General features: G+C 51.7%; 14 protein-coding genes. 7 read left to right on the forward strand and 7 right to left on the reverse strand.

What is annotated here, in order from left to right; all coding sequences use genetic code 11:
- Positions 1-7: 7 nt before the first annotated feature.
- From sdhA to sdhC, 3 genes are all read right to left on the reverse strand, one after another.
- A complete protein-coding gene (gene sdhA, locus AC0KH7_RS10795) occupies positions 8-1,792 on the reverse strand; it encodes a succinate dehydrogenase flavoprotein subunit (protein WP_472373305.1) in 1,785 nt (594 codons plus the stop codon).
- 286 nt (positions 1,793-2,078) lie between these two features.
- Positions 2,079-2,417, reverse strand: coding sequence for a succinate dehydrogenase, hydrophobic membrane anchor protein (gene sdhD / locus AC0KH7_RS10800; protein WP_472373307.1), 339 nt, complete (start codon positions 2,415-2,417; stop codon positions 2,079-2,081).
- Entirely contained in the window at positions 2,414-2,809 is a 396-nt protein-coding gene (gene sdhC, locus AC0KH7_RS10805; RefSeq protein ID WP_472373308.1) for a succinate dehydrogenase, cytochrome b556 subunit, read from the reverse strand. The genes sdhD and sdhC overlap by 4 nt, the downstream gene beginning before the upstream one ends.
- 411 nt (positions 2,810-3,220) lie before the next feature.
- Between sdhC and AC0KH7_RS10810 the strand changes: the two genes are divergently transcribed.
- The 4 genes from AC0KH7_RS10810 to AC0KH7_RS10825 all read left to right on the forward strand — a co-directional run bounded on the left by AC0KH7_RS10810 (position 3,221) and on the right by AC0KH7_RS10825 (position 9,367).
- Positions 3,221-3,958, forward strand: a complete 738-nt coding sequence (locus tag AC0KH7_RS10810) for a HipA family kinase (protein ID WP_472373310.1) — start codon at positions 3,221-3,223, stop codon at positions 3,956-3,958.
- Entirely contained in the window at positions 3,955-4,764 is an 810-nt protein-coding gene (locus tag AC0KH7_RS10815) for a DUF3037 domain-containing protein (protein ID WP_472360605.1), read from the forward strand. The genes AC0KH7_RS10810 and AC0KH7_RS10815 overlap by 4 nt, the downstream gene beginning before the upstream one ends.
- A gap of 169 nt (positions 4,765-4,933) precedes the next feature.
- Positions 4,934-6,598, forward strand: a complete 1,665-nt coding sequence (locus AC0KH7_RS10820; RefSeq protein WP_472373312.1) for an acetolactate synthase large subunit — start codon at positions 4,934-4,936, stop codon at positions 6,596-6,598.
- Between the two features lie 141 nt (positions 6,599-6,739).
- Complete coding sequence (locus AC0KH7_RS10825) at positions 6,740-9,367, forward strand: methyl-accepting chemotaxis protein (protein WP_472373314.1); 2,628 nt, start codon at positions 6,740-6,742, stop codon at positions 9,365-9,367.
- A 92-nt stretch (positions 9,368-9,459) separates the two neighbouring features.
- On the opposite strand, the gene AC0KH7_RS10830 is transcribed toward AC0KH7_RS10825, so the two are convergent.
- From AC0KH7_RS10830 to AC0KH7_RS10845, 4 genes are all read right to left on the reverse strand, one after another.
- Positions 9,460-10,326 (reverse strand): AraC family transcriptional regulator, encoded by an 867-nt coding sequence (locus AC0KH7_RS10830; RefSeq protein ID WP_472373316.1) that lies wholly within the window; start codon positions 10,324-10,326, stop codon positions 9,460-9,462.
- A 106-nt stretch (positions 10,327-10,432) separates the two neighbouring features.
- Positions 10,433-11,221 carry a M90 family metallopeptidase gene (locus AC0KH7_RS10835; RefSeq protein ID WP_472373318.1) on the reverse strand — a complete coding sequence of 263 codons (789 nt, stop codon included), beginning with the start codon at positions 11,219-11,221 and terminating at the stop codon, positions 10,433-10,435.
- Between the two features lie 4 nt (positions 11,222-11,225).
- Positions 11,226-11,744: a thioredoxin fold domain-containing protein gene (locus AC0KH7_RS10840; protein WP_472373320.1), complete on the reverse strand. Its 519-nt coding sequence runs from the start codon at positions 11,742-11,744 to the stop codon at positions 11,226-11,228.
- A gap of 64 nt (positions 11,745-11,808) precedes the next feature.
- The gene (locus AC0KH7_RS10845; RefSeq protein ID WP_472373321.1) at positions 11,809-13,095 is read right to left on the reverse strand and encodes a redoxin domain-containing protein; all 1,287 of its coding nucleotides are present in this window, start codon (positions 13,093-13,095) and stop codon (positions 11,809-11,811) included.
- 263 nt (positions 13,096-13,358) lie between these two features.
- On the opposite strand from AC0KH7_RS10845, the gene AC0KH7_RS10850 reads away from it, so the two are divergent.
- The 3 genes from AC0KH7_RS10850 to AC0KH7_RS10860 are packed head-to-tail and all read left to right on the forward strand — an operon-like array spanning position 13,359 to position 18,956.
- On the forward strand, positions 13,359-15,365 hold the full coding sequence (locus AC0KH7_RS10850; RefSeq protein ID WP_472373323.1) for a putative bifunctional diguanylate cyclase/phosphodiesterase: 2,007 nt from the start codon (positions 13,359-13,361) through the stop codon (positions 15,363-15,365).
- Between the two features lie 8 nt (positions 15,366-15,373).
- Positions 15,374-16,741 carry a CAP domain-containing protein gene (locus AC0KH7_RS10855; protein ID WP_472373325.1) on the forward strand — a complete coding sequence of 456 codons (1,368 nt, stop codon included), beginning with the start codon at positions 15,374-15,376 and terminating at the stop codon, positions 16,739-16,741.
- A 52-nt stretch (positions 16,742-16,793) separates the two neighbouring features.
- Positions 16,794-18,956 (forward strand): tRNA(Met) cytidine acetyltransferase TmcA domain-containing protein, encoded by a 2,163-nt coding sequence (locus AC0KH7_RS10860; protein ID WP_472373327.1) that lies wholly within the window; start codon positions 16,794-16,796, stop codon positions 18,954-18,956.
- Positions 18,957-19,110: the final 154 nt, after the last annotated feature.

Genomic DNA, 19,110 nt, shown 5'->3' on the forward strand with positions numbered 1-19,110 from the left:
CCTTTTGTTAGTACACGCGAGGCTTGGGTTCGAATCTGGACACGGTCAAAGGTGTCACGCACACCGGTTTATAACGCAGGCGATGGCCGTCCAGAAAATACAGACTGTGCTGTAACCAGTTTTCGTCGTCGCGCTCGGTAAAGTCCACGCGGGAATGGGCACCGCGGCTTTCGGTGCGTTCAATCGCGGAATGCACGGTGGCGTAGGCTAACGTCATCAGGTTTTCCAGTTCCAGCGCTTCCATGCGTTCCAGGTTGAACGCCCGACTGCGGTCGTGCAGCACGGCTTCGTCCACACGCTGCTGAATCGGTTGTAAAGCCTCAATCAACGCCTGCATCGACTCCTGATTACGGAAAACACCGCAACCTTCCTGCATGGCCGTTTGCAAATCGTGTTTGATGGCATCAATGGATTCCTTGCGTTCATGCGCCGGGGCTTCCCATTTATTCAACCGCGCTTCGACCGGCGTCAAATCCAATCGGCGGTCAAAATTCCGGTCGGACTTCTGCAAATTCAGCACCCGCTCGATTTCCTTGGCGGCGGCCCGCCCGAACACCACGATGTCCAACAAGGAATTTCCGCCCAAGCGGTTCGCACCGTGCACCGATACGCAAGCGCATTCGCCCACCGCATACAAGCCCGGTACACTGACGGCCTGACCGCTTTCATCCAGCGTCTGCACCTGACCGTGGAAATTGGTCGGAATGCCGCCCATCATATAATGCGCGGTCGGGTACACCGGAATCGGATCGTCGCACATGTCCAAGCCCAAAAACGTCAAGCCGATATCGCGAATGCCCGGCAAACGCTTTTTAATCATCTCCGAATCGAGATGAGTCAAATCCAGCAACACATGATCTTTATTAGGGCCGCAACCGCGTCCTTCCTTCACCTCGATGGCGATGGCACGCGACACCACATCCCGCGACGCCAAATCCTTCACGTGCGGCGCATAACGCACCATAAAGGCTTCGCCGTCGGCATTGCGCAACACGCCGCCTTCGCCGCGCGCCGCTTCCGACAACAACATGCCCTTGTTCGCCACGCCGGTCGGGTGGAATTGCCAGAATTCCATATCCTGCAACGGCAAGCCAGCGCGCAGCACCATCGCCAAGCCGTCGCCGGTGTTGATTTTGGCGTTGGTGTTGGTTTTGAATAACTGACAAGCGCCACCCGTGGCCACCATCACCGCATGAGCGCGCAATAACTGATACTCACCGTTTTGCAAGTTCATCACCACCATACCGCCGATATGGCCGACCTCGTCCTTGACCAAATCCACCGCAAAAAACTCATCAAAAAAGGTCGTGCCCGCCTGAATATTCTGCTGATACAGGGTTTGCAAAATGGCATGCCCAGTTCGGTCGGCCGCCGCACAGGTGCGCGTCGCCTGGCTTTCGCCGAAATTACGGCTTTGGCCGCCAAACGGCCGTTGATAAATTTTGCCTTGATCGGTGCGTGAAAACGGCACGCCGAAATGTTCCAACTCGCGCACGATTTCCGTGGCTTCCCGGCACATAAACTCAATCGCATCCTGATCGCCCAGATAATCACTGCCCTTGACGGTGTCGTACATATGCCAATGCCAGTTATCCTCGGTCAAATTCCCCAGCGCCGCATTAATGCCGCCCTGTGCCGCCACGGTGTGCGACCGGGTGGGAAACACTTTCGACACCACCGCCACCCGCAAATCCGACTGCGCCAACTGCAAAGCCGCCCGCAATCCCGCGCCACCGGCGCCGACAATCACGGCATCAAAATGAAAGGTATCGACCTGCTGCAATGAAACCATTTCGCCTCTCTTAATTAACTTATGGGCACCTCGAATAACCCCCAGTGAGATTCTGCGGGACTAAAAGGCTGCTTACTCTAGGCGCGGCTCGCCGACCTTAGTCATTCTAAGGTCAAGAGACGTAACAACGAAGAAGCGGCCTTTTAGCCCCGCCCGAAGGGGCTTAGCCAAGTTCGTCAGCTCAGCGTTATGACGCTTTGAAATGTCTAGACATTCCGGCAGCGCCATGCCTTGACCTGACAAACTTGGCGTTGCCAGAATCCACTAGGGGTTATTCGAGGTGCCCTTATTGTGGTGATACCAACCGCACCATTAAAAATACGCCGTTCGCCAGCACCAATAACCAGACCAACGCCCACACCCACAAACCGGCTTGCAGTGTTTTTCGCGGCAGATAATCCAGCAACACATCCCGCAACCCGACCCAGGCATGCACCATCAGCAGCGCGAACGCCAGCAAGGACGGCCATAAAAACAACCCGTTTGTCATCGCCATTTGAATGTCCACCACCGATTCCGTTGGCGTTTGCCACCAATACCACACCGCCAACGGAAAATAACCCATTAAATACCAGGCACTGAACCGTTGCCAGACATGTGCTCTTAATCCCGTCAGCAACATCATAACCAGACTCCCGCCATAATCACCCCGACACCGATAGCAAACAACGCCAGCAGCAACAGACCGGATTGCCGCCCTTTCTGCGGTTGACTTTGCCATTGAAACGCATCATGTTCCATCATCAAATGCCGCACCCCGGCCAGCCAGTGAAACCACAAACTCACGGCGGCGAAAAACCAAATCAATTGCCCTAACGGATGCGTCAGGGCGTGCAAGGTTTCGGTCCGCTGTTCCGGGAAAAACACCCAAAGATTCAACCAGACCAAGCCGGTCAATAAAAACAGCAATAACCCCGCACCGGTAATGCGGTGCAAAATGGAAAGAATGGCGTTTAAGGGAAAGCGAAAGGCGAACAGATTGAGGTAAACAGGGCGTTTGCCGGGATGGCGATACATAAAGGAACTCCTACCTTTTTACGGCCGCTTCGTAGCGCCGTCGCGTTCATCCCCCGACCGACCGGAGGCATGACTGTCCATGAGATAATTCCAAGTATACTCCATACCCAAAATAAGGTTAACCCCAAGGATTTATAAAATTCACCAGGCCTGGTGAAATTGTGCTTTTTACGTATTTAAATAGAAACTGACAAATGGATACGGTAAGATTGAAATCATCTTCAATTTTAGAGTCAATTAAACAGGTAGTGAAGTAGCTTCCTATTTTTATTTAACTTTAAAATAAATAGCACCACAAAGCCGAAAAAAATTTGCCTTAAGCTCAAAAGAAGCCATTAAACTTGGTCAACTCTTAAACAAACCTAAGGCTTTTTAAAAATCTATTACAAAAGATGTTTGTATAATCGCAATATGCTTGAAATAATTTCCATTGAAGATATAACCAAACGAGGACAAACGCACCCGCTGATTTGTAAAGCGGATAATGGTGAAACTTACTTTGTTAAATATGCCGAAGGTGCAACCATTAACGGTTTGGTGAAAGAATGGATTGCCGCACATTTGGCCTTAGGGTTTGGTTTTAATGTACCAGAATTTGAAATGGCTTTCCTAAGTCAAGATGTGATCGATATTTACCCTCGTTTTTCTGAAATACAAGGCCTTTTAACACCAACAGAAGGCACTGTGTTTGCTTCTAAGAAAATTCCTTTTGCTGAAGATTTCAAACACTCAAATATCAACTCCGTGTTTATAGATAAACAGCAGGATTTATTGGTATTTGATTTGTGGGTTCGCAACGATGATCGGAATCTAACAGCGATAGGAGGTAACGTCAATTTACTTTGGTCAGTGGATAAAAATGATTTTTATGTAATTGATCATAATTTGATTTTTGATGAGGACTTAGATGAAAACTTCTTAAGCATGCATGTTTTTAGAGAATCGGCTGGCAACGTCTATAATTTTGACTTCTCTTTACGACAAGAGTATGAACTAAAGTTACAAAAAATTTTAGATAAGTGGGATAATTACATGTCAAGTTGCCCTAAAAAATGGTTGCAGTCTGACCTGTTCAACTTAGACTTGGATGGGCTTAAAGCAAAATTAACCGAGGATGCCGCGGGCGCTCTGTGGGATAGATTAAGATGAAAAAATACGCCATACAATACAGTATTGTACAGTTTTTACCTTATCCCGAACGTGAAGAACGGGTAAATATTGGTGTGGTGGCTTTTTGCCCGAAGCTCAAAGATTTCCGGTTTACATTACTGGAAGCCAAACGTAAAACACGCGTAAATCATTTTTTTAAGCCGCTTCCTAAAGATTTGTTTAAAAACACCATTCAACTGGTTAGAAAAGAATTAAACCGTTTGCAATTTTTGCAACAACAGCATGCCATGACCAATGAAATGTTTCTCGAGTTAGTTCTCCCTCGTGACTCTTTAATTCGCTATAGCGGTGTGCGGGTTTTAATGACGGATGATTATCAACAAACACTTAATGAACTATTTGATGATTTGGTCGATTTTGAATCTCCAACTTATAAAAAAGACCACGACCGTGAATTGGCTAAACGTTTTAAAAACATTTTAAAACAGCATCATATTGACGAGTGTTTTACTGAAACAAAGTTAAAAAAAGAAGCCATTGGTTTAAGTGTTACTATGCCGTTTTTTAATGAAACCTCTTGCCAGAGTGTTAAACCGTTGAGTTTTATTGATCAAAAAGATCGCCAAAGTTTAACAAGCCATGCCGCCTCTTGGGTAACTAAAATTGAAATGCTTGAAAGAGCAGAATTGTTAGACCCCAAAAATCATTTAGTGACTTATGAAAAACCAAATGGCGATTTTGCTGAAGCGGTTGAATTTGCACTTGAAACATTGGACAAAACGAAAATACAGCTGGCAGAAATCAACGATACTTATAAAATCGAAAACTTTATACAGCTTCACTAACAGTGATTTCATTTTATCCCTTTTTTTACCAAAAAAACCAACCGTACACTTCACCAAAACTTAATCAAAACCACGTATAAAAATAATTTTCAGGGCATTAAAATTTCCATACTCCATCGCCTATTAAAGACGTGTTATGATTCAGGTTCATTACACTACGGAGGCCTCCATGAAAGCATCGGATCTGTTTGTCAAAGCGCTGGAAGCCGAAGGCGTGGAATACGTTTTCGGCATTCCAGGTGAAGAGAACCTGGATTTACTCAATTCCCTCAAAGATTCCCAAATCCAAGTCATCGTCACCCGCCACGAACAGGCCGCGGGCTTTATGGCCGCCACTTACGGACGTCTTACCGGGATGGCCGGGGTTTGCATGTCCACCCTCGGGCCGGGTGCCACCAACCTGGTCACCGCCGCGGCCTACGCACAACTCGGTGCCATGCCGATGGTAATGATCACCGGACAAAAGCCGGTCAAAACCAACCGACAGGGCCAGTTCCAGATTGTCGATGTGGTGGACATGATGCGCCCCATCACCAAGTACACCTGCCAAATTCACAGCGGCCACAACATTCCGGCGCGCATCCGCGAAGCCTTCCGCTCCGCCAAAACCGAACGCCCCGGTGCCTCCCATTTGGAATTACCGGAAGACATCGCCCGCGAAGAATCCGATTCGCCGGTGATTCAACAAGGCATGCACCGCCGTCCGTTGGCGGAAGATAAAGCGGTGCGCAATGCGGTGGAAATGATTCAACGCGCCGAACGTCCGTTGATTATGATCGGAGCCGGTGCCAACCGCAAAACCGCTGGCAAGATGCTGCGCCAGTTCATCGACAAGACCGGCATTCCATTTTTCACCACCCAAATGGGGAAAGGCGTGGTGGACGAACGCCATCATCTGTATCTGGGCTGTGCCGCCCTGTCCGATAACGATTTTGTGCATTGCGCCATCCGCAATACGGATTTGATTATCAACGTCGGTCACGACGTGGTGGAAAAACCGCCGTTCTTTATGGAGCAAGGTGGTTTCAAAGTCATTCACATCAACTTCACCAATGCCTCGGTAGACCCGGTGTATTTCCCGCAAGCCGATGTGGTGGGCGACATTGCCAATAGCATTTATCAAATCAAAGAACGCATCGAACGTCAGGATACTTGGAATTTCGATTGCTTTATGGAGGCCAAGCGCCAAATCGACAAAAACCTGTTGGAAGGCTCCAACGACGGACGTTTTCCGATGTATCCGCAACGCGTGGTGGCGGACATCCGCAAAGTCATGCCAGACGACGGCATGATTACACTGGACAACGGCATCTATAAAATCTGGTTTGCGCGTAACTACCTGGCCTATATGCACAACACCATTTTATTGGACAACGCCCTCGCCACCATGGGCGCCGGTTTGCCGTCGGCCATTGCCGCCAAGCTGGTGTATCCGGAACGCCGCGTTATGGCCGTCTGCGGCGACGGTGGTTTTATGATGAACTCGCAGGAAATGGACACCGCCGTTCGCCTGAAACTGGATTTGGTGGTGCTGGTCCTCAACGACAACGCTTTCGGCATGATTAAATGGAAACAGGCGAATATGGGCTTTGAAGACTACGGGCTGGATTTAAACAATGCCGACTTCGTCATGTACGCACAAAGTTATGGTGCCAAAGGCCACCGTATCCACAAGGCCGACGATTTAGTACCAACTCTGGAAGCCTGCTTTGAAGATGGCGGTGTTCATTTGGTGGAAGTGCCAATGGATTACAGTGAAAACAACCAAATTTTGAATCATGACATTAAAGAACTGAGCCAGGCCGTTTCGGAGCAAATCAAAAACCTTATCTAACCCCGACTCTCTTAAATTACCCCTTTCTCACCGCTTTGGCTTGTGATAAGGTTCGCTGGCGGAGTAAATTTTTTTAACAAACGTTAAAATCCGCCGTTATAAAAAGAAAAAATCAGAGAACGTTTTCAGGGGAGCTATATCATGTTTAATTTCAGCCGTTCGTTAAAAGCCAAGGTCATTGGCATTTCGGCGTTGGTCGGTGTCATTATCGCCTTTTTAGTCGGACTGACTATGTACATCACCACGGTCAAACCGGTTCCGGAGAAGGTCGAAAACCGGATATTCAAGGAAATGACCGCCTACATTGACGCTCAAGTCGACCAAAAAGTAAAAGGCGGCATTATCGGTGCCACCATGATTACCCTGCAAAACAACGTCATCCAATCCCTCGCCGTGGAAGACCGCGATGCGCTGAAGCCTTTTTTTGCGAATATCAAATCCGGATTTGCCCGCAAGACCGGTTTCAAAAACATCGCTACTCAATTAATTACTTATGACGGCCGCTCTCTGATTCGCTCCTGGGACCTGGAAAACTACGGTCAGAATGTATCCAATAACCCGTTGGTCAAGAAAGTGATGAAAGACCATAAGGCCTATGGTGCACTGGGCATCGGCGCACTGGGCATCGGTGTGATTGCCGTATCCCCTATTTTTGAAGACGACTCGGTTCTGGGTTACACCACACTGGTACAGGGCATGGCTTCGGTCGCCAAAGATTTCCGCGCCAACCAAGGCGGCGAATGGGTGCTACTGGTGGATAAACGTTACATTGACGAGAAATACGGCAATATGCCAGTAATCGAAAAGAACGAAACCATCACCGACCATTATCTGCTTGCCAGCAACCGCTGGTTCGATGCCGATACGGTTGCTTTGGTGAAGGACAGCTTTCAGCCGACTGAAGGCAAAGCTCGCCGCCTTTACACCACTCAGGACAAGGCTGTGATCGACATTCCGGCGCTGGACGAGTCGGGCAATGTGATGGGCCGCCACCTGTTCGTTCTGCCAAAAACCGAATACACCGGGCCAATCAATACAGCCATGAATACCGCCTGGATGTCTTTGGCGGGCGTCATTTTGGGCGTTCTTGCGCTGACAATTGCACTGATTATCACAGTCACGCGCATGGTCATCAACCCACTGAAACGCGTTCAAAAAGTCACCGGTCAAATTATTGAAAGCGGCGACTTCGCGTTGCGTGCGCCGGTCGATAGTCAGGACGAAGTGGGCCGCACGGGCGATGCCATCAACCAACTTCTGGAACAGGTATCACAAGCCCTGACCCAGGCTAACCAAACGGTTGGTGCCATTGCCAAAGGCGATTTCTCCAAACGCCTCAACGGCGACTACAAAGGAGACCTAGAAACCCTGCAAACGGGCATCAATGAAAGTGTCGATATCATCGACCAAGTGATGAACGAACTGTCGGGCGTCATGCAAGCCATGCGCGACGGGCGCTTTGATGTTTCGCTCTCCAACCAGGGTGAAGGCGAATACCGTAAAATGATGGACAACGCCCAGCAAGCCATGTCCGAAACCAACAGCATTATCACCGACATCAATGCCGTGATGGAACATATGCGCCAAGGGGAATTCCAACACCGCGTGCAGGTAAACGCCAGCGGCGACTTGGACAGCTTGAAGCAACGTATTAATGAATCCCTCTCCACGCTGGACGAAGCGGTTTCGGACATTACTCGTGTCGTCGTCGCACAAAGTGAAGGCGACCTGACGCAAACCATCGACGCCGAATACCAGGGCGATTTGATGCGCCTGAAAAACGCCGTCAACCAATCGTTACGGAAGTTGTCGGACATCGTTTCCCAAGCCATCATCACGTCGCAAGTGGTCAACACCGCGTCGGAAGAAGTCGCCAAAGGCGCGTTGGATTTGAGTTCTCGCGTACAGGAACAAGCCGCCGCCATCGAGCAAACCTCGGCCACAATGGACGAGATGAACTCTGCGGTTCAAAACAACACCGACAACTCGCAACAAGCCGCTTCGGTGGCACAAAAAGTGCAGACCGAATCCGAGCAAGCCTCGAAAGTGATGCAACAAACCATCACGGCGATGAACACCATTCAGGAATCCAGTCACAAGATTTCCGAAATCGTCACCCTAATTGACAGCATCGCCTTCCAGACAAACTTGCTGGCGTTGAACGCCGCGGTGGAAGCGGCCCGAGCCGGTGACCACGGGCGCGGTTTCGCCGTCGTGGCCGGTGAGGTTCGAGCGCTGGCCCAGAAGTCGGCCGACGCTGCCAAGGAAATCAACGGCCTGATTACCGAAAGTGTACAACGCATCGACGAAGGCACCCACCTGGCCGGAGAATCCGGTGAGGTCATCGGCAACATCACCCAGATGATCAATGAAATGTCGTTGATGATTAACCAGATTGCGCAAGCGTCCACCGAGCAAGCGCAAGGGGTGGAACAAGTGCATAAAGCCATCGGTGAAATCGACGCCACCACGCAGCAGAACGCGGCACTGGTGGAAGAAACCTCCGCCGCGGCCGAAAGCATGAGCGAACAGGCCACCGACCTGAGCCACAATATGGCCTTCTTCAAAACCAATGATTCCGGTCATCCGAAGGCCCCTGCCGCCTTATCGGCACCGAAACCCACACCTGAAGCCGCCAAAACGGCGGGCGATACCAAACCCGTTCAGGCAGAAAAATCGGTGGAAAAACCGGCCGAAAAACCAGCGGAAACAGCGAAATCCATTACGCCACCCCCTCCGCCAAGTGCCGATGAATGGGAAGACTTCTAGAGGTTTCTAAAAACTTCTGAAAGCTTCACTGTTCCATCTCAACAAAAACGCCCGGATTAACCGGGCGTTTTACTTTCCAAGCCGAACATCACTTATTGCAACGGCAAATAAATATCCGTCACCAGCTCATGCTCGTCCACTTCCGGAAACAGGTTTCGGTAGCGTACAAAGCAAGGAAAGTCACGTAAGCTTTCACCACTTTCCGGCAACCAGTCGCGATATAAAAAATACACGCTGGTGTCCATGGCATCGTGCGAACCGTAATGCACCAGATGCGCACAACGCCCCGGCGGCAGTTCTTTATTGACCACCCCCTGCGGGTTCTCCGGAACCGGTGCTTTCACCGAACCGCAGATATCAAACCGGAAATCCTCCGGTGCCACCGCGGACGGGTCGTCGTATAAAATGCCGAAGCTGTCGCTGGTGTCCACCGGCGAGTGGTTTGTTTGTTTGCGCCATTCAATAAAGCTCGCGATCGAATCGTTTAACTGCTCATGTGACGCGCGGTGTTCTTTTACCGCAATCAACGTTTTGGGGAAATCGATGATTCCCACGGTTTTCGTTTGCATCGTTTGGTTTCCTTTTCTTGAAGTTTTTGGATACTGCTGATGCCAAGAAACCCAATTCGGCTGCTTTCGAAACTGCGACGGCGTTTGGCCGAACGTTTTCTTAAACGCTCGTGAAAACGCTTCAGAGCTTTCAAAGCCGGCTTGCAACGCCACATCCAGCACTCGAAACTGTGGATAAAACGCCAATTGATACGACGCCCGCTTCATGCGCATTAACTGGATAAACCGGAAAACATTAATGCCCATGGCTTGTGAAAACTGCCGATGGAAATGGAATTTTGAAAAGTGCGCCACGTCGCACAGCACCGCTAACGACAAATCATCATCGAGATGCTGCTCGATGTAATCGCAGACTCGGTTCATACGCTGAAAATAAGATTCACGGCTCACTTAACAATTCCCTCTTCTTGACGGCATGTATTATGTCCGTGCTCCGGCCCGGCCTCCTGACCAAAGTTGCTCAATCTCAAAAAACGCCCAGGCCTGGTCAAAAACCTTAATCGACTGGCGGCGCTCGGTGAAGCGTATCTTGACGGTAATACTGTTTGAGTTGCTCGTACACACCGGGCAAGTGTTGTTTAAGCCGCTTTGGCGCGGTGAAAAAATACTCGGTGGTGACCGCGAAAAATTCCGCCGGAGACGTGGCGGCATAGGGATTGATGTCCGGATGTTGGTAATGCGCCAGTTGCGCCTGCAAGTGATCAAACGCCTGAGAAAAGGTTTGCGTCCAAGCCTCACGATTCATCTCCGGATGCAACGGCGGCATGCCGTTGGCTTTACCATTAAGCATATCCAGTTTATGCGCAAACTCGTGCAGCACCACATTGTGACCGGGGTGGTTTTGCGACAACTCCGCTTTCGCTTCGTCCCAAGCCAGCACCACCGGCCCCTCGTACGACCAGGATTCCCCCGCCAGAATATTATCTTCTTGCCGAACCAACCCTAATTCATCCCGTGCCTCACGCTGGACACGAAACGCGCTCGGATAAACAATGATATCATTGCAACCATCCAAAGTTTCCAAGCCCAGGTTCAGCACCAATAACGCCGCTTGAGCCGAAATGGCCGCCCCCATGTCCGGCGTCACCACCTGCCCTTGCGCGCCTTTGAAATATTTGCGATGCAGAAACACCGTCGCCATTTCCCGCAACCGTGCTTTTTCCACCGCACTCAAACCGTGAAATAACGGATCGGACGTCATCAAATGATGCCAGGTTTCGTGCGGAATCGGATAACGTTTGAGAATCCGCCGAATGCGGAAATGTTCGAGCCACTTGGCAATCATCGTTTCATTCCATCCGCTTGTCGTTACCCATCTCTTCCAAAGCTTGGTTGATGCGCTCTTTCAGATAGTAAGGCACGTAATCGTAAGCACCGGAATTGACCATGCGTTTGCCGATTTCACTGCCGTCGGCATCGACGAAAACAATGGTCGGGAAGGTGGTGACATTATAGAGTTGCTGGAAAAAGGCGTTTTCGACCGGCTCGCCGTAAAAATCGCGGATGGTTTCGTCCTTGGCATCGACACGAATTTCCACCATATGGACGTAACCGTCCAGCAAGCCGTTTTCAATCATCGGCAGAATGGCGGCGTCCTTCAATTTTTCGCAAGCCCCGCAACGCACCCGATTGAAATAAATAGCAATGGGCTGTTTATCCTGCTTGGCTTGCTTAGCCAGTTGTTGGAAATCTTTGGCTGGTTTAAGCGCCCATTCATCGGCCAAAACCGTGGACGACGACCACAGCCCGACCCATAAAACCAACCCCATCCAAACCCCAACGACCGGTCTGATAACCTGTTGTCTCATCCTGATACGACTCCGTGTTACGTCCATGAAAAATTGCATTCCATGGATTTTACACCGACAGGCATTATTTTTCCCGGATCAAAGCCTCGATTTGTTGAAGCGTGGTTGGATCATCCCATTCGTGCCCGCCGAACAGAGCATAGCGAATCACGCCTTGTTTATCGATGACATAGGTACTCGGATAGGCGAAAACCCGCCAGGCCTGCACGGCCGAACCTTTCGGGTCCAACAGGATGGGGAAGTTCACCGGATGCTCGGTCAAAAACGTCTCGATTTGCGGTTTTTCTTCCGCCAGATTGGCGGCGAGAATTTCAAACGGCTGACCTTTCAAAGCGGTTTTCAAACGCGTCATGGACGGAATTTCATGCACGCAGGGCGGGCACCAACTGGCCCAGAAGTTCAACAGTACCACCTTCCCGCGATAGTCTTTGAGGTTGTGCGTCGCGCCGGCCATATCCACCAATTGCAACGGACGGTTTTGCGGCCCGGTATAGGGCTGCAAGCCGATCGAATCGGTTTCTTTGGATGCCAAATTGGCATCTTGAGAATGGCCAGGCCTGGTGGTTTTGTCGGCTTCGATTGCTTGACCGCGCTTGACGCCACTTTGGCGTGTTTCTGCCATATAGGGAATCAAAGAGTGGATCGCCGTCAGCACGTCTTGCAACAAGGTCTTCGCTTGCGCGTTTTCCACCGCCAACGCATCGGGGCGGAAATAATAACGGTCACGCACGTTGAGCATTAATTGTAAAAACACATCCGAACCGCCGGCCTCCAAGGTTTGTTGCAATTCCGGCAAATGCCAACGCCAAGGCGAAAGTTCCGCCTGAATCACATACACCGGCGCATCCAAGCGCGACACGGCTGGCCAATAATGCGCCTTTTGCCCAGCTTTCGGGGTTTCAACATACAGATTCGGGTTCAACAAAACCACGCCAATTTCCGATTGCGGCGTTTGCATCACTTCATCCAACGCTTTCACCGCCAGCGCTGCGCCCTGATTGGCACTGATAACAATCAACGGCAACCCTTGCGCTTTCAAACGTTGAATTTCATTGCCGATCACGTCCGGCGGAATGCGCTCCAAACTGCTGGTGGTGGCGGGCAGGAAAAAGCTTTCAAACAGATTCGGCAACGTCACGGTCAAACCGTTATCCGCCAAGCGTTCCGCCAGACGGCGTTCCTGTGGCAAAACGCCATGCTCGGACGGCACCCACAACACATTGGCTCGTGGCTGCTCTGCGTTGAACACCAAAGACTCCAGCTCACCTTCCACAGTCGTGTCATCGGCCCAGCTTGCTGGCCCGCCCAGCCACAATAAACACGGCACTATCCAGTATGGCATCCATCGCATCGTCATCCACCTTTTCGCATCCTATGATTTTCATCGACTCGAGTTTTCATCAAGTCGGTTTTCATCAAATTATACCGCTCTAACGCCCGCAAACCATTAGGGGAAACCCGATAAAACCCCGTGCGACCCAATAACCTTACTTTCAGTATTTGAATTTTATGGTGTAACCTTCTATATTGATATCTTATCCAACGGTTGCCAGCGTACACTGTGGTACTATTTTATCAACTTGGCCAATTTCAAAAAAACGGATGTTTTCGATTATGTGGCATAAACTCAGCATTCAACTGCAATTGATGACGTTGATTATCGCCGTTACCGTGACGGTGGCGCTCAGCTCTCTCGCCGTCGCTTTCTGGCTCGACATTGAAGAACGCAAATCCCTCGCCATCGAACTGACCCACACCGTGAAGAATGCCCTCGATCGAGACTTAATTGACGGCATCACCCATCAGGACGCCACACTCTTCGCCAATCTCAAACGGCGTTTACAGGGCTTCCCGAAGATCGACCGCGTACGGGTTTTAAGCACCACCGATGACGTCATTTTCAACTACCAGCACAGCGATGAACACTACAACGACTTGGTGCAGAAAAGCACCGAACAACCGCGTTTTTCAGGTCAAGACCTGTATGTCCGTTACCCGCTCACCGATGGGCAGAAGCAATACGGCTCGGTCACCTTTATCGTCGACATCAAGTCCTTCGCCACCCAGTTTCGACAACATCTGATTTTCTTGGTGATGGCGCTACCGATTGAACTGTTGCTGGCAATGATTCTGACCTGGTGGATCAGCCGAAGCTACAACCAGCCCTTTACGGTATTAGTCGAGGCGATGAAACGCAGTGATGTCGCCAATAACCGCTTCAAACGGGTCGAAACCAACGCCCAGAACGAAGTCGGCGATCTGTTCGACGGCTATAACCACATGATCGAACGCATCGAAACCACCACCCGACAAATCCGCTTCCAATCCGAACACGACGCCCTGACCGGCCTCTACAACCGCTTTTACATCGAAAACCGTTTACGCCAAGCCCTGACACAAGAAAACGACGCACCACATCTACTGTTGTGTTTTGACCTCGACCGTTTCAAACTCATCAATGACGCGGCCGGTTACCAAGCCGGCGACGAACTGCTGAAAATGCTGGCGCACAGTTGTCAGGAACAACTGCCCGACTCCGCGGTAATGGCCCGACTCGGCGGCGATGATTTCTACGTTTTACTCCCCGACACCGAAGCCGAAACCGGCTTGAAGCAAGCGGAAAAATTACGACAGTTTTTGGCCGACTACCGCTTTATCTGGCAAGGGTCGGCCTATTCGGTGTCCGCCACCTTCGGCGTAGTGACTTTCCGAGCGCACGACTTCACGCTGGATGAACTGGCCAAAGCCGCCGATTCAGCCTTTGCCGAAGCCAAGTCGCGCGGCCGCAACCAACTCCACCGCTATCAGGCCGACGAAGCTTACTCTGAAAACCATCAACACCAAGTTCAGGTCGCCGGTTGGATTAAAGAGGCCCTCAAGGCGAAACCCGGTTCACAACCCAGCGCCGGTACCGCTCGTTTCGAACTTTACGCTCAAGCCATCAAGCCACTGCAAACCCAAACCTCGAAACTCGGTTACGAAGTGTTGCTGCGGATGCACGATGACCAGGGCCGTTTGATTGCGCCGGATAATTTCCTGCCCACCGCCGAACGTTATCAACTGATGACCGAAATTGATATCTTCGTTCTCAATACCTACGTCGATACAGTGATGCAGCAACCCGCGCATTTGGACAAACTCGGTTTGGTACACGTTAATCTGTCCGGTTCCAGCCTCAACCACCCGGACTTCCAGTCCAACCTCAAACACCAGATCCAAACCCGTGACTTTCCGTGGCACAAGTTGGAGCTGGAAGTGACCGAAACCGCTGCGGTGGATAATTTCAACCAAGCCGTCACCTTTATCGAATACTGCAAATCGCAAGGCATCGGTCTGGCGCTTGACGACTTTGGCACCGGGATGTCGTCGTTCGAATACCTCAAGAGTCTGCCATTCGACGTCGTGAAAATCGACGGCAGCTTCGTCAAAGACATGCATTCCGACCCGACCGACCACGCCGTCATTCGCTATATTCAGGAAATCAGCGCGCTACGCCACCAGAAAACCGTGGCCGAATACGTTGAAACCGAACAGGATGTCCAAGCGCTCACCGACATCGGTGTCACCTACGGGCAAGGCTATTTCCTCGGCAAACCCAAACCGCTGACGGATTGGTTCTAGAGGGTTCAATGGTTTTACGGCTTCTGATTTACCTACTGCTCGGCTTGTTTGTGGCCTGGTTTTTTACGGTCGGGCTGGAACGGGTTATGACACCGCCCAGCGACTTGTCGGACATTCCGTCTTTGCCGAAAACCTATCAAAAAACGCCCGCTATTCGCCCTGTTACGCCGCAAATGGCGCACGCACAGGAAGCCGAAGCCTTGCGTTATCTGAACCGCATCCGCCAATCCATACAACTCAACCCGCTGAGCCGTAATGCCAAACTGGCTGAAGCCGCGCGCCATCATGCGCGTTACTCCACGCTGAACAATATTCAGGCACACCCGGAACAGCCAGGCCTGGCCGGTTTCACTGGAAAAACGCCGCAGTTGCGCGCCAATGCCGTCGGTTACCAAAGCCCGGTGGCGGAAGTTATTGCCTACAATCACGCCAGCCCCTATCCGATGGTGAACGATCTAATGTCCGCCATCTACCATCGACTCGGTTTGCTGAACATGACCCAGAACCAAATCGGCATCGGCGTGGCGGGAAACGGCGAAGGTAAGGTCAAATCCGCGCTGGTCGGCTTGCTGGGCAATACAAACCTGGAAGCCTTATGCGAGCAACCGCCGACTCCCAACCCCGGCGCCTTGGCGTTTACCCAGCTTTGTCCATCCGGCGCACCGATTCCGAAACGCGCTGTGGCCCGAGCCATGGCCTCAATCGCCAAAACCAACCCCAAACTGGTGGCGTGGCCCAAATCCGGCACCAGCGTGCCGCCGGTCTTTTATGAAGAAAGCCCGGACCCGTTACCGGAATGCAATGTCAGCGGTTACCCGGTGCACGTGCAGATTAACCCCGTGTTTGTCGGCCGCATTCAATTCGACCCCGACAGTTTCCAACTTCACGAATTGGTCGGCGATGAATCCCGCCCGGTCAAAGCGGCGGCGGTTTTCGGCAATCGCAATGACCCTAACCGCCACCAAGACGCTCCGGCACCCAACAAAGACCAATGGATCGCATTTTTTCCGCAACAACGTTTGAACTGGAACAGCCGTTATCAGGCGGAAATCCAGTATCGGGAAAATCACACCACTAAAACCATGCGCTGGAACTTCTTTACCGAAAAACAGCCAGGCCTGGTGGAAATCCGTCGCAACCAAACGCTTAAAATCCGCGAAGGGCAGACGCTCACGCTCTACTTTCCGCCCAAATCCTGTCATAACCCGAACGGCATCCGCCTGCAACGTCAAATACCGCCCGGCATCAACGTCAAAGCCCAGTTTGTGGACGGCGAAACCCTGCAAGTCACGTTAAAATCCGCCCCGTTCGGCGGCGCCTTCAACCTGCGTTATCAGCCGGGCGACATCCAGGTACGATTCGATATCGATTCATGAACAACCGCCTCTTAACGCCACACCGTGGCTCAAATTCCGCTAAAATGCCGTTATGACTGCTACCGACACACCGCATTCAAACCGGCCTAGCGCCCCCGCTTGGGCACAAGACCTGCACGAACAGCTTGACGCGCAACACCACCGTGCGTGCGTGGTGCTCTGCGGGTCTCTGGAATGGCGCCAGGCCTGGTTAAAACGCTTAATCCGTTCCGACTGGCAAGGCCTGTTCATCGGCGAAACCAGTCCGCACCCGCAAGCCGTTCCCCAAAACCCCAAACAACTCCGCCACCTGCTCGGGCAGGAAACCGACTTCGCGCTGTTTGACGCCGAGTCCGGGTTGGAAGCCGATGCCCTCGGCCTTGTTGGCGGCTTGATTCGCGCCGGCGGACTCTGCCTCATCAACCTGCCCCCGAAGGCGGATTTTCTCAATCACCCAAACCCCGCTTTGGCCGCCTTTCTGAATTACCCGCTGACACCGGAAGACAGTTTAAAAGGCTTTCAAGCATACTTATGGCAGCAACTGAAGCAACACGCGCTTTGGTTGGAAGAAGGCCAATCCGGCCAGGCCTGGCCGGTTTTACAGAACGGGCCCTCGGCTCCGTCAACGCCGCCCTTAAGCCGCGACGACACCCAGCCGACCACTGACCAGGCCGATGCATTACAAGCCATCCAACACGTTGCGTTCGGGCACCGTAAACGGCCATTATTACTCACCGCCGACCGTGGGCGAGGCAAGTCAACCGCCTTGGGACTGGCCTGTGTTGAACTGCTACTGGCTGGAAAGCGCCGCATCACCCTTTCCGCTGCCCGCTTGCCGCAGGTGCAAAAAGCCTTTGACGCCATTGAAAACGCTCTGCCACGTCTGCAACAAGCCGGATTCAATGTTTGTGAAAAACGCCCAGGCCTGGTGGTATTGGATATCAACCAAGAACAGGCCGACATTCGCTTCCGCGCACCGGATGATTTGATTCAATCGCCCGACAAGGGAGAGCTTTTATTGGTGGACGAAGCCGCCCATCTGCCGATGCCGATGCTGTTCGCCTTGTTGAAAAGCCATTCACGAACGGTTCTGGCCAGCACCGAGCATGGCTACGAAGGGTCGGGCCGCGGGTTTCGCCTCAAATTGACCGGGCATCTCGATGTCCATTATCCGGGCTGGAAACGCCAAACCTTAACCACACCGATTCGCTGGGCGGAAAAAGACCCGCTGGAAGCCACGCTGAATCAGTTGTTTTTGTTGGATACAAATCCAACCGACGACATCGAAACCGCGGCGGTCCACTCAGTCCAATTCAAACGCATCGAGCGCCCGGCCGAACTGGCCCAACCGGAAAACCGCGCCGACTTGCAACGCCTGTTCCAGCTGCTGACCCAAGCCCATTACCAAACGCGCCCCAACGATTTAATGCAATTATTGGAAATCCCCAATCAACAGCTTTGGGTGGCCCGCGCGCAAGGTCAAATCGTCGCCGTGCTGTTTGCAGTGGGCGAAGGCGGCCTGCCGAATGAACCCGGACGCCGTTTTCAGGGGCACCTTTTTCCACAATTATTAAAACGCCACACCCATCACCCGGACTGGCTAAGGCTGAAAGGCTGGCGCATTCAGCGTTTGGCGGTTTGGCCGTCGGTGCAACGTTTGGGCTTAGGGCGACAATTGACGGCGCATTTTATCGAAGCCAATCAAACAAAGGCCGATGCGTTGTCCGTGAGTTTCAGCGCCGACGCCGGATTGATTCGTTTCTGGACCTCGCTGGATTTCCAGCCCTTGCATCTCGGCTTGAAGCGCGATCAGGCCAGCGGACAGCATTCCGCCGCCTTGTGTTACCCGCTGACGGAAAAAGCGTCGCGACTGACACAGCAAGCCCAACAGCAATTTCAATCCGAATTCGCCTGGAACCTGACTCAGCCCTTCCAATCTCTGGAAGCCGATTTAGCGCTGGCGATTCTCCGTGGCCAAGCGCCCGCCCTGCCGAGCCATTTTCCAAACGGCTACCTGCAAGACCAACCGTTTGAAAGTGTTGCTTTCGCTTTACACCAATGGACGCTGGGGCAACTCACCCAACTGGAAGATTCCGACACTCTGGCGCTTTGGTTTCGAAAAGTCGTCCAACATCAGGCCTGGTCAGATGTCATTTCCGCGTCGCCGTTTCCACACCGCAAAGCGCTGGAAGCCCACTTCAAAAACTGGTTGGCCGAACAGCTGGCCCCGATTTAGTCGTCTGTTATCTCCATCGCTTCAAAGCAGCTTTTAACCTTTTTTATCTCGCTCGATTGATAAATTTCATGCGAATCCGGCATATAAGGGTTGCTCTAATTATTTATTTGAATACAATAATCATTATCATTAATATTAACTTAAGCGCTTAAAC

Source organism: Hydrogenovibrio sp. (assembly GCF_965140365.1).
Classification (GTDB): domain Bacteria; phylum Pseudomonadota; class Gammaproteobacteria; order Thiomicrospirales; family Thiomicrospiraceae; genus Hydrogenovibrio.

Excerpts from the sequence above, each read along its gene's own strand:
- AC0KH7_RS10820 (WP_472373312.1), top strand. The coding sequence starts at position 4,934 with ATGAAAGCATCGGATCTGTTTGTCAAAGCGCTGGAAGCCGAAGGCGTG.
- AC0KH7_RS10810 (WP_472373310.1), top strand. The coding sequence starts at position 3,221 with ATGCTTGAAATAATTTCCATTGAAGATATAACCAAACGAGGACAAACG.
- AC0KH7_RS10850 (WP_472373323.1), top strand. The coding sequence starts at position 13,359 with ATGTGGCATAAACTCAGCATTCAACTGCAATTGATGACGTTGATTATC.
- AC0KH7_RS10815 (WP_472360605.1), top strand. The coding sequence starts at position 3,955 with ATGAAAAAATACGCCATACAATACAGTATTGTACAGTTTTTACCTTAT.
- AC0KH7_RS10825 (WP_472373314.1), top strand. The coding sequence starts at position 6,740 with ATGTTTAATTTCAGCCGTTCGTTAAAAGCCAAGGTCATTGGCATTTCG.
- sdhA (WP_472373305.1), bottom strand. The coding sequence starts at position 1,792 with ATGGTTTCATTGCAGCAGGTCGATACCTTTCATTTTGATGCCGTGATT.
- sdhD (WP_472373307.1), bottom strand. The coding sequence starts at position 2,417 with ATGATGTTGCTGACGGGATTAAGAGCACATGTCTGGCAACGGTTCAGT.
- sdhC (WP_472373308.1), bottom strand. The coding sequence starts at position 2,809 with ATGTATCGCCATCCCGGCAAACGCCCTGTTTACCTCAATCTGTTCGCC.
- AC0KH7_RS10840 (WP_472373320.1), bottom strand. The coding sequence starts at position 11,744 with ATGAGACAACAGGTTATCAGACCGGTCGTTGGGGTTTGGATGGGGTTG.
- AC0KH7_RS10860 (WP_472373327.1), top strand. The coding sequence starts at position 16,794 with ATGACTGCTACCGACACACCGCATTCAAACCGGCCTAGCGCCCCCGCT.
- AC0KH7_RS10855 (WP_472373325.1), top strand. The coding sequence starts at position 15,374 with ATGGTTTTACGGCTTCTGATTTACCTACTGCTCGGCTTGTTTGTGGCC.
- AC0KH7_RS10835 (WP_472373318.1), bottom strand. The coding sequence starts at position 11,221 with ATGATTGCCAAGTGGCTCGAACATTTCCGCATTCGGCGGATTCTCAAA.
- AC0KH7_RS10845 (WP_472373321.1), bottom strand. The coding sequence starts at position 13,095 with ATGCGATGGATGCCATACTGGATAGTGCCGTGTTTATTGTGGCTGGGC.